This is a genomic window from Streptomyces lonarensis, from assembly GCF_012033735.1.
GTDB classification, from domain to species: Bacteria; Actinomycetota; Actinomycetes; order Streptomycetales; family Streptomycetaceae; genus Streptomyces; species Streptomyces lonarensis.
In genome coordinates, this window is the sequence record NZ_JAAVJD010000200.1 from 1 (window position 1) to 9,749 (window position 9,749).

A 9,749-nucleotide genomic window follows, 5' to 3' on the forward strand; every position below is an offset into this window, starting at 1 on the left:
GCGCCGGGCCCCGGCGCCGCGGCAGCGCCGCGTCAGGCGGCGACGGCCGACTCGCCCACGAGGGTCACGCCCGCCTCGCGCAGCTCGGCCAGGGCGCGCTCCACGGTCTGCGCCGAGACCCCCGCGGTGTGCTCCAGCAGCACCCGGGTGGCGAACCCCTCGCGCGCCGCGTCCAGCGCCGTGGCGCGCACGCAGTGGTCGGTGGCGATGCCGACGACGTCGACCTCGGTCACCCCGCGGGCCCGCAGCCACTCCGCCAGGCCCGCGCCGGCGGCGTCCTCACCCTCGAACCCGCTGTACGCGGCGGTGTAGGCACCCTTGTCGAAACAGGCCTCCACCGCGCCGGAGGCGGCCACCGGCGCGAACCCGGGGTGGAAGTCGGCCCCGGACGTGCCGGCGACGCAGTGCACCGGCCAGGAGTCCACGAAGTCCGGGGTGTCGGAGAAGTGGTCGCCGGGGGATATGTGGTGGTCGCGGGTGGCCACCACGTGGTCGTACGGCGACCCGGGTGCACGGACGAGCTCGGCCACCGCGGCGGCGACGGCCGCGCCGCCGGCGACGGCGAGGCTTCCGCCCTCGCAGAAGTCGTTCTGGACATCGACGACGATGAGTGCGCGACGCATAACGGGACACCCCTTCTGGCGGGTCTGGCGGGTCTGGCGGGTCTGGCGGGTCTGGCGGGTCTGGCGGGTCCGGCGGCGGGCTCCCGCGCGGGTGTTCGAGCCTAGGTGCTGTCCGGCACGCGCCCCCCGGGGGCCGGGCGGCAGGTACCGGACAGGGCCCGGGCGGGGCGGCGCGCACGCGGGCCCGCCGCCCGGTGGGCGGGGTGGTCAGCCCCGGTCGGTGAGGTACTCCGTGGTGAGGACGGCCTCACCGCGCGACAGCTGCGCCGCCGACAGCGGCAGCCGCTCGCGGGAGCGCAGGTGCCGCTCGCGCGCGGCGGTCAGCGGTTCACGGCCGACGACCTCGCCGCCGCGGACCAGTTCCACCTGCATCAGGTGGTCCGCCAGGTCGGCGGGCACCTCGCCGGTGCCGACCACCTCCGCCTCGGGCACGCCCGAGGCGTCCGGCCGCCGGGCGGCCCACTTGGCGCCGCCGATCGAGGTCTTCCCGCCGGTGGAGCGCTTGGCGACCGGGTGGAGCGGCGCGTCCGGGGCATCGCTGGTGGCGCGTGCCACCAGCTTGTAGACCATCGAGCAGGTGGGGTGCCCGCTGCCGGTCACCAGCTGGGTCCCGACCCCGTAGGCGTCGACGGGGGCGGCGGCGAGCGAGGCGATGGCGTACTCGTCGAGGTCGCTGGTGACGACGATCCGGGTGCGGTGGGCGCCGAGTTCGTCGAGCTGCCGGCGGACCCGGTGCGCCACGAGGAGCAGGTCGCCGGAGTCGATCCGGACCGCGCCGAGTTCGGGGCCGGCGGTCTCCACCGCGATCCGGACCGCCTCGGTGACGTCGTAGGTGTCGACCAGCAGCGTGGTGCCGGCGCCCAGCGAGTCGACCTGCGCGCGGAACGCGTCGGTCTCGTTGTCGTGGAGGAGCGTGAACGCGTGGGCGCTGGTGCCGACGGTGGGGATGCCCCAGCGGTACCCGGCGGCCAGGTCCGAGGTGGAGTCGAACCCGCCGACGTAGGCGGCGCGGGAGGCGGCGACGGCGGCCAGTTCGTGGGTGCGGCGGGCGCCCATCTCGATGAGCGGCCTGCCGCCGGCGGCGCTCGACATCCGGGAGGCCGCCGCGGCGACGGCGGAGTCGTGGTTGAGGACGGAGAGGATGACCGTCTCCAGCAGGACGCACTCGGCGAAGCCGCCCTCCACCCGCAGCACGGGCGAGCCGGGGAAGTACACCTCACCCTCGGGGTAGCCGTGGACGTCGCCGCTGAAGCGGTAGTCGGCGAGCCAGTCGACCGTCCGGTCGTCGACGACGCGGCGCTCGCGCAGGAACTCCAGCATCGCCGGCTCGAACCGGAAGTTCTCGATGGCCTCCAGCACGCGGCCGGTGCCCGCGACGACGCCGTAGCGGCGGCCCTCGGGCAGGCGGCGGGTGAACGCCTCGAAGACCGAGCGGCGGTGCGCGGTACCGGCGCGCAGGGCCGCCTGGATCATCGTCAGCTCGTAGTGGTCCGTGAAGAGCGCCGTCGAGGGAACGTCGACCTGGTGCGGCGGGCGTAGGGCGCTGGTGCTGTCCATACGGCGAGCATAGCGCAATATCGTCAGTTTGACGATTACCCCGTGCCGGTGGGAGCGGTCCCCCGTGCGGCTCCCGGGTGATCCGGGCGATGCGCGGTGACCGGTGGCAGCATGGGAGAGTGTGCGGTGGTTCACCCTGCGAAGAGAGAGCGTTGACGACAGCCGTGAGTGCCATGCCTCTGGAGATCGAGCGCACCGAGTCCGAACAGGCGCCGTCCGAGGTCGCCGCGCCCGACGTCCCGTGGATCACCCTGGTCCACAACGACCCGGTGAACCTGATGAGTTATGTGACGTACGTGTTCCAGGCGTACTTCGGGTACTCCAAGGAGAAGGCGAAGAAGCTGATGCTCGACGTCCACCACAAGGGCCGCGCGGTGGTCTCCTCCGGGAGCCGCGAGGAGATGGAGCGCGACGTGCAGGCGATGCACGGCTACGGCCTCTGGGCGACCCTGACGCAGGACCGCTGATGTCGGGGTACTTCAAGCCCGTCGCGGACGGCGCGGGCGCGGTCGTCTCGCTGGATTCCGCGGAGATCTCGATTCTGCGCAGCCTGACCGCGCAGCTGCTGGAACTGATCGGGCCCGGACCGGGCGAGGACGACCCCGCGGCGGACCCGTTGGACGCCCTCTTCGCGGAAGGCCCCTCCCGGCCGCCGGCGGACCCCGTGCTGGCGCGGCTCTTCCCCGACGCCTACGGCGCCCCCGGCCGGCCGGCCGAGGAGGAGGACGAGCGGCGGTCCTCGGAGTTCCGCCGCTACACCGAACTGGACCTGCGGGCGCGCAAGCGGGAGGACGGCCTCGCCGTCATCCGCGACCTCGACGCGCTGGACGCCGGTGAGGTCGGTGGCGCCGAGCTGCGGCTGTCGCCGGCGGAGTCGCAGCGGTGGCTCGTCACCCTCAACGACCTGCGACTCGCCATCGGCACCCGGCTGGAGATCTCGGAGGACGACGAGACCGACCGGCTCTTCGACCTCCCCGACGACGACCCGGTGAAGCCGATAGCGCTGGCCTACCTCTGGCTCGGCGGTCTCCAGGAGACCCTGGTGGAGACGCTGCTGCCCTGATCGATCCGGCGTCGACGGACGCCTCGGAGTCGGAAGCTCCCGCCACCCGACGGTGGCGGGAGCTTCGCCGTTCCGGCTGACAACAGGACCGTGACGCAATTACGGTCCTGCTGCGACAGTGGTGTTTTTCCTGATGGTCCTTAGTGCCTTTCCGGGGTGACCCTCTATTTCCGCTGCGTTGCCGCTGCGTGAATACCCCGAGTGCTCGGCGGGGGTGCCCGTTCCCTGCCCGTGTGTCGGCGTGTCGAATACATGGTCACCACGAGTGATGCTCACACCCCTCGCCAATCACGCTGCGTGCTGATGCTGGGCTGTTTGTGGCTTTTGGTCGTCTTGACTGGTGCCGTCGAAGCACTGTTATCAGATTGTGTGATACCAATCACGACCTGAATATCGTGCTGCGTGATAGGAACTCACATCAGTTAATCGTGCCGCTCCGAGATCCGGGGTGCGCGATCGGAAGGCCGAGTTCGGCACGGGCCGGAACTCGGTGTCCCCCGCAGCGATCAGCAGAGGTTGTTCATGGAAGAAGAGACCCAGACATGGGCCGATCGGTTCTCCGATCGTGTGGACGAGATTGTCGAGCCGGTGTCCACCTTCATGCAGGATGTCGTGTTCTTCTCGTTCAACCTCGGTGGGGCCGACATCATGCCCATCGTGTTGTGGCTGGCCGTGGCGGGAGCGGTCTTCACCGTCTACTTCGGCTTCGCGCAGGTGCGCCACGTGCGCACCTCGCTGCGCCTGGTGCGCGGCAAGTACGACCAGCCGAGCGCGCCGGGTGAGGTCACCCACTTCCAGGCGCTCACCTCGGCTCTCTCCGGGACGGTGGGTCTCGGCAACATCGCCGGTGTCGCCATCGCCATCTCGATCGGTGGCCCCGGGGCCGTCTTCTGGATGATCCTCTGCGGTCTGCTCGGCATGGCGACCAAGTTCGCCGAGTGCACCCTCGGGGTGAAGTACCGGGAGGTCCACGAGGACGGCACGGTGTCCGGCGGGCCGATGCACTACCTGCGCAAGGGGCTCGCCGAGATCGGCCGCCCCAAGCTCGGGATGGTGCTGGCGGCGCTCGCGCCCATCATGATCCTCGTGTTCGCCTTCTTCGGCGGCAACGTCTTCCAGTCCAACCAGTCGGCCAGCATCCTCGGCGCCGAGCTCGGTGGCTTCTTCGACAGCAACGCCGGTGCGCTCGCCTACGGCATCTTCTTTGCCGTCGTCGTGTTCGTCGTCCTGATGGGCGGCATCCGGTACATCGGCAAGCTCACCTCCGTGGTCGTCCCCGCGATGGGGATCATGTACGTGGCGGCCTGTTCCGTCATCATCCTGCTCAACATCACCGAGGTCCCGGGCGCGTTCGCGACCATCTTCACCGAGGCGTTCAACCCGACCGGCGTCGCCGGCGGCATCCTCGGTGCGCTGATCGTCGGCTTCCAGCGTGCCGCGTTCTCCAACGAGGCGGGCGTCGGCTCCGCCCCGATCGCCCACGCCGCCGTGAAGACCAAGCGGCCCGCGACCGAGGGACTGGTCGCGCTGCTGGAGCCCTTCTTCGACACCGTGATCGTCTGCACCATGACCGCCCTCACGATCATCGTGGTCAACGGCCCGATGTACCAGGAGGCCCGGGAGACGGTCGCCGAGGGCGGCGCGGTCTCCGGCACCGGCACCGGCATCCTGCTCACGCGTGACGCGTTCGAGACGGCGCTGCCGTGGTTCACCGGCTTCCTCGTGGCCGCGGTGATCCTCTTCGCCTTCTCCACGCTGATCACGTGGAGCTACTACGGTCAGAAGTCCTGGCACTACCTCTTCGGCAAGAGCAAGGCCAGCGACCTCATCTACAAGCTGATCTTCTGCTTCATGATCGTCATCGGTGCGGTCATGGCACTGGACCAGGTGGTGGGCATGACCGACGCCTTCCTCTTCCTGGCGGCGCTCTTCAACATCATCGGCCTCTACTTCCTGATGCCGGTGATCAAGCGGGAGCTCAACAAGACGTTGGAGTACATCCGGCGCCGCGACGCCGGCCAGTCGGAGGAGGAGATCGAGGCGGCGGAGGCCGCCGAGGGCGAGTCCTTCGGGCAGAAGGAACGCGTCTCCGCCTGATCCGCTCTGCCGTCGCACGCCGCGCCCGGTTCCTCTCCTCTTCCGGAGGAGGGGGCCGGGCGGGCGTGTGTCCGCGGGCTACGCTGACCGGCATGCTCACCATCACCCAGCAGCTCCACGACGCGATCGTGGCCCACGCCCGCCGCGACCACCCCGACGAGGCGTGCGGCGTGGTGGCCGGCCCCGCGGGCAGCGGCCGACCCGAGCGGTTCGTCCCCATGCTCAACGCGGCCCGCTCGCCCACGTTCTACGAGTTCGACTCGGCGGACCTGCTGAGGCTGTACCGGGAGATGGACGACCGGGACGAGGAGCCGGTGGTGGTCTACCACTCCCACACCGCCACCGAGGCGTACCCCTCGCGCACCGACATCAGCCTCGCGAGCGAGCCGGGCGCCCACTACGTGCTGGTCTCCACCGCCGAGTGCGCCAACGACGACGGCCCGGTCTCCTTCCGCTCGTTCCGCATCGTGGACGGCGAGGTGACGGAGGAGGACGTGGCGGTGGTCGACGCCTACGAAGGGTGACGGCCGAGCGGGATTGCGCGCCGGCTGTCCGGTGGGTGGGACCGAAGTGCTCGCATGCCGGGACACCCCTCGGGTTTCGGCCCCGGGAATCGTTACGATGATCCCGTGGTTGACACCGACGTGATGACCGAGCCCCCGAGCGTCCTGCTCGTGGCGCGCCTGCACGTCGACCTGTGCCGCCTCGCGAGCGCCGTGTGTACGCGCCGCGCCGCCGCCCCGGCATGACCTGCCGGGCGCGACCGCACGCCCCGACCAGCCCGACACTCGTCACCCAGGAGCACACCCATGGCCATCGAGGTCCGCATTCCGACCATCCTCCGCACCTACACCGACGGCCGGAAGGCGGTGCCCGGCGAGGGGGAGACCGTCGCCGCGCTCTTCACCGATCTGGAGACCCGCCACCCCGGGATCCGTGAGCGCCTGGTGGACGGCGGGGAACTGCGCCGGTTCGTCAACGTCTACCTCAACGACGAGGACGTGCGGTTCCTCAAGGGCATCGACACCGAACTGGCCGACGGGGACAGCGTCACCATCCTCCCCGCCGTCGCCGGCGGCGCCCGCTGATGCGCTTCGACTCGCCGCTGGCCGCGGTCGGCAACACCCCCCTGGTGCGGCTGCCGCGGCTCTCGCCCTCCGACGAGGTGCGGGTGTGGGCGAAGCTGGAGGACCGCAACCCGACCGGCTCGATCAAGGACCGCCCCGCGCTCCACATGATCGAGCAGGCCGAGAAGGACGGGCGGCTCACGCCCGGGTGCACCATCCTCGAACCCACCAGCGGCAACACCGGCATCTCGCTGGCGATGGCGGCCCGGCTCAAGGGCTACCGGATCGTCTGCGTGATGCCGGAGAACACCTCCGAGGAGCGGCGGCAGCTGCTCGCCATGTGGGGTGCCGAGATCATCGCCTCGCCGGCCGCCGGGGGCTCCAACACCGCGGTGCGGGTCGCCAAGGAGCTGTCGGCGGACCATCCGGACTGGGTGATGCTCTACCAGTACGGCAACCCGGACAACGCCGGTGCCCACTACGCCACGACCGGCCCCGAGATCCTCGCCGACCTCCCCTCCGTCACCCACTTCGTCGCGGGGCTCGGCACCACCGGGACCCTGATGGGGGTGGGGCGCTACCTGCGCGAGCACCGCCCCGGCGTCCGGATCGTGGCGGCCGAGCCCCGCTACGACGACCTCGTGTACGGGCTGCGCAACCTCGACGAGGGCTTCGTCCCCGAGCTGTACGACGAGTCCGTGCTGACCACCCGCTACTCGGTGGGTTCGGCGGACGCCGTGGCCCGCACCCGTGAACTGCTCTCGCAGGAGGGCATCTTCGCGGGGATCTCGACCGGCGCGGTGCTGCACGCCGCGCTGGGGGTCGCCGCGCGGGCGCAGCGGGCCGGTGAGAGCGCCGACATCGCCTTCGTGGTCGCCGACGGCGGCTGGAAGTACCTCTCCACCGGCGTCTACACCGCCGCCAGCACCGAGGAGGCGGTGGAGAAGCTCCAGGGCCAGCTCTGGGCCTGAGTGGTCCACCGCCCGCACCGGGGCCGTCCGTCCTCCGGGGCGGTGAGGGGCGGGGCCGGGGCGCGACGCGGCGCCCCGGCCCGGGGTCAGTCGGCGGGGGCGCCGCCGACCCGGCCGAGCACCCGGTCGAGATAGGGGTTGGACAGCCGCCCCAGGGGGTCCAGTTCGGCGCGGAGCGCGCGGAACTCCCCCAGGCGCGGGTGGCGTTCGGTCAGCTCCCGCACCCCGAGGCGGTGCAGCTTCCCCCAGTGCGGCCGCCCGCCCGCCGCGTCGGCGATCCGCGCCACGGCCGCGAAGTACCGCTCGTGCGGCAGCCGGTGGTACTGGTGCACCGCCAGGTAGGCGGTGGGGCGGCCGTAGGCGGTGGAGAGCCAGACGTCGTCGGCCGGGGTGAACCGGATCTCCGCCGGGAAGGGGATGCGCTCACCGGAGCGCTCCACCCAGTGGCGGACCTCCTCCAGGACCTCCGGCAGCGCCGCGCGCGGCAGCGCGTACTCCATCTCCCGGAAGACCACCCGGCGCGGCGCGGTGAACACCCGGTGCGAGGCGCCGCGGTAGCTGCGCGCGGAGAGCGCGCGGGCGCTGACAGCGTTCAGCGCCGGCACCCACGCCGGCCGGAGCGTCGCCAGGCGGTTGACCCGCTCGAAGCAGGTGTTGGAGAGGAACTCGTCCTCCAGCCACGCCCGGGCCGGGCGCAGCGGCCGGGTGGCGTCGCCGTCCCGGGGCCGGTTGTTGCGCTTGGTCAGCGTGCGGGCGGTGTGCGGGAACCAGTAGAACTCGAAGTGCTCGTTGTCCGCGACCAGCCGGTCGAGGTCGGCGAGGACGGTCGCCAGCGGCATCGGCTCCTCGACGGCGCAGAGGTCGAAGGCGGGTTCGCACCGCAGGGTGACCCGGGTCAGGACGCCGAGCGCGCCGAGCCCCACCCGGGCCGCGGCGAACAGTTCCGGCCGCTCGGTCCCGGAGCAGCGCAGCAACCGGCCGTCCGCCGTGACGAGTTCCAGTGCGTGCACCTGTGCCGCGAGCGCACCGGAGTCACGGCCGGTGCCGTGGGTACCGGTGGAGACGGCGCCGGCCACCGTCTGCCGGTCGATGTCGCCCATGTTCCGCAGCGCCAGTCCGTGCGCGTCCAGCGCCCGGTTCAGCCGGTGCAGCGGCAGACCGGCCTCCACGGTGACCAGGCCGGCGGCGCGGTCCACGGCGGTCACCGCGTCCAGGCGGTCCAGGACCAGCTGAACGCCGTCGGTGACCGCGACGGGGGTGAAGGAGTGTCCGCTGCCGACGGCCTTGACCCGTTCCCCGGTGCGGGCGGCGGCCCGCACCACGGCGATCATCTCGTCGACGTCGGCGGGGTGGACGACACGGGCGGGCCGCGCCGTCGCGGTGCCGGCCCAGTTGCGCCACGCGGTGTCCGTCATCGGACCGACCGTCCTTCCGGCCGCGGGTGGCGCCCCGGCCGTGCACGCGCCGAGGCGTGGTCGAGCCGCGCCACTCCCGCCGCTCGCACGCCAGGACGGGGGAGTGGCGCGGTGGCGTCAGTGTGGTCCGCGCCACGGGGTAAGTCAACTGTCCAAGACGAGTGCACCAGTTCCGGCCGTTCGTGGCCGCGGCCCCCCGGCCGGTACCGTTCGGCAGACCGCGTCAGGACGCGTCGACCGGGGCGGGGCGCGTCAGCCCCGCCAGGCAGCCGGCCAGCACCGCCACCTGCTCCCGTGCCGCCGCCTCGTCGCCGTCGACCAGCAGCGCGACGGTCAGCCCGTCGAGCATGCCGACCACCGTCCGGGCGACCACCGGCTCCGGCACCGTCCACGCCACGCCGCACGCCCGTGCCACCGACGACACCACCGTCGCCGCCGCCCGGCGGTAGGTGTCGTACTGGAGGACCGCGAGATCCTCCTCGCCCTCCGTCCGCAGCGCGTACTGGGTCAGCTCCAGCAACGCCTGCTGCTCGCGCGGGCGTTCCCGCACCACCGCCAGGAACGCCTCCAGCGCCCCGGCCACCGTCTCACGCACCCCGCCGCCCGGCTCCACCGCGGCCAGGCTCGCCCGGGCCTCGCGGTCCACCAGCGCCGCCGTGACCTCCCGCAGCAACTCCCGCTTGGAGGCGAAGCAGTAGTGGAACGTCCCCAGCGTCATCCCGGCCTCGGCCACCACCGCCCGGGTGGTCACCGCCGGCACCCCCTCGCGCACCATCAGCCGGACGGTCGCCTCCACGAGTTCCCGCCGCCGCTCCACCGCGCTCATCCTCGGCACCGCGGTGCCTCCTTCCCGGCCGTCCGGCCTCCCGGGCCCGCCGCCGCTCGGCCGGACCCGTCCGGGGCGCCGGACCCTCCGCCGCCCCGCGGCCCGTGGCCGCGCCACCCGGTGGCCGGCG

The 9,749-nt window shown here is 72.3% G+C and carries 11 protein-coding genes; 7 read left to right on the plus strand and 4 right to left on the minus strand.

The window, feature by feature from the left end; all coding sequences use genetic code 11:
* Positions 1-32: 32 nt before the first annotated feature.
* Positions 33-623, minus strand: a complete 591-nt coding sequence (locus HCN56_RS19930; RefSeq protein WP_167973108.1) for an isochorismatase family protein — start codon at positions 621-623, stop codon at positions 33-35.
* A 207-nt stretch (positions 624-830) separates the two neighbouring features.
* Positions 831-2,180 (minus strand): nicotinate phosphoribosyltransferase, encoded by a 1,350-nt coding sequence (locus tag HCN56_RS19935; RefSeq protein WP_167973110.1) that lies wholly within the window; start codon positions 2,178-2,180, stop codon positions 831-833.
* Between the two features lie 173 nt (positions 2,181-2,353).
* On the opposite strand from HCN56_RS19935, the gene clpS reads away from it, so the two are divergent.
* The 7 genes from clpS to HCN56_RS19965 all read left to right on the plus strand — a co-directional run bounded on the left by clpS (position 2,354) and on the right by HCN56_RS19965 (position 7,378).
* Entirely contained in the window at positions 2,354-2,647 is a 294-nt protein-coding gene (clpS, locus tag HCN56_RS19940) for an ATP-dependent Clp protease adapter ClpS (protein WP_209312966.1), read from the plus strand.
* Entirely contained in the window at positions 2,647-3,243 is a 597-nt protein-coding gene (locus tag HCN56_RS19945) for a DUF2017 domain-containing protein (RefSeq protein ID WP_167973114.1), read from the plus strand. The genes clpS and HCN56_RS19945 overlap by 1 nt, the downstream gene beginning before the upstream one ends.
* A 522-nt stretch (positions 3,244-3,765) precedes the next feature.
* Positions 3,766-5,340 (plus strand): alanine/glycine:cation symporter family protein, encoded by a 1,575-nt coding sequence (locus tag HCN56_RS19950; RefSeq protein WP_167973115.1) that lies wholly within the window; start codon positions 3,766-3,768, stop codon positions 5,338-5,340.
* 92 nt (positions 5,341-5,432) lie between these two features.
* Positions 5,433-5,864, plus strand: coding sequence for a M67 family metallopeptidase (locus HCN56_RS19955; RefSeq protein WP_167973116.1), 432 nt, complete (start codon positions 5,433-5,435; stop codon positions 5,862-5,864).
* 105 nt (positions 5,865-5,969) lie between these two features.
* A complete protein-coding gene (locus tag HCN56_RS27300) occupies positions 5,970-6,089 on the plus strand; it encodes a putative leader peptide (protein WP_376770899.1) in 120 nt (39 codons plus the stop codon).
* 60 nt (positions 6,090-6,149) lie between these two features.
* The gene (locus HCN56_RS19960) at positions 6,150-6,428 is read left to right on the plus strand and encodes a MoaD/ThiS family protein (protein ID WP_167973117.1); all 279 of its coding nucleotides are present in this window, start codon (positions 6,150-6,152) and stop codon (positions 6,426-6,428) included.
* Positions 6,428-7,378, plus strand: coding sequence for a PLP-dependent cysteine synthase family protein (locus HCN56_RS19965; RefSeq protein WP_167973118.1), 951 nt, complete (start codon positions 6,428-6,430; stop codon positions 7,376-7,378). Before HCN56_RS19960 ends, HCN56_RS19965 begins: the two co-directional genes overlap by 1 nt.
* A gap of 86 nt (positions 7,379-7,464) precedes the next feature.
* Here HCN56_RS19965 and HCN56_RS19970 read toward each other — a convergent pair whose 3' ends face one another.
* Positions 7,465-8,793, minus strand: a complete 1,329-nt coding sequence (locus HCN56_RS19970; protein ID WP_167973119.1) for a D-arabinono-1,4-lactone oxidase — start codon at positions 8,791-8,793, stop codon at positions 7,465-7,467.
* Positions 8,794-9,016: 223 nt separating this feature from the next.
* Positions 9,017-9,619, minus strand: coding sequence for a TetR/AcrR family transcriptional regulator (locus HCN56_RS19975; RefSeq protein ID WP_245246777.1), 603 nt, complete (start codon positions 9,617-9,619; stop codon positions 9,017-9,019).
* Positions 9,620-9,749: the final 130 nt, after the last annotated feature.

Bases quoted from the DNA above. Each gene is read 5' to 3' on its own strand.
- HCN56_RS19975 (WP_245246777.1), bottom strand. From the start codon at position 9,619: ATGAGCGCGGTGGAGCGGCGGCGGGAACTCGTGGAGGCGACCGTCCGG.
- HCN56_RS19950 (WP_167973115.1), top strand. From the start codon at position 3,766: ATGGAAGAAGAGACCCAGACATGGGCCGATCGGTTCTCCGATCGTGTG.
- HCN56_RS19945 (WP_167973114.1), top strand. From the start codon at position 2,647: ATGTCGGGGTACTTCAAGCCCGTCGCGGACGGCGCGGGCGCGGTCGTC.
- clpS (WP_209312966.1), top strand. From the start codon at position 2,354: ATGCCTCTGGAGATCGAGCGCACCGAGTCCGAACAGGCGCCGTCCGAG.
- HCN56_RS19960 (WP_167973117.1), top strand. From the start codon at position 6,150: ATGGCCATCGAGGTCCGCATTCCGACCATCCTCCGCACCTACACCGAC.
- HCN56_RS19955 (WP_167973116.1), top strand. From the start codon at position 5,433: ATGCTCACCATCACCCAGCAGCTCCACGACGCGATCGTGGCCCACGCC.
- HCN56_RS19935 (WP_167973110.1), bottom strand. From the start codon at position 2,180: ATGGACAGCACCAGCGCCCTACGCCCGCCGCACCAGGTCGACGTTCCC.
- HCN56_RS19965 (WP_167973118.1), top strand. From the start codon at position 6,428: ATGCGCTTCGACTCGCCGCTGGCCGCGGTCGGCAACACCCCCCTGGTG.
- HCN56_RS19930 (WP_167973108.1), bottom strand. From the start codon at position 623: ATGCGTCGCGCACTCATCGTCGTCGATGTCCAGAACGACTTCTGCGAG.
- HCN56_RS19970 (WP_167973119.1), bottom strand. From the start codon at position 8,793: ATGACGGACACCGCGTGGCGCAACTGGGCCGGCACCGCGACGGCGCGG.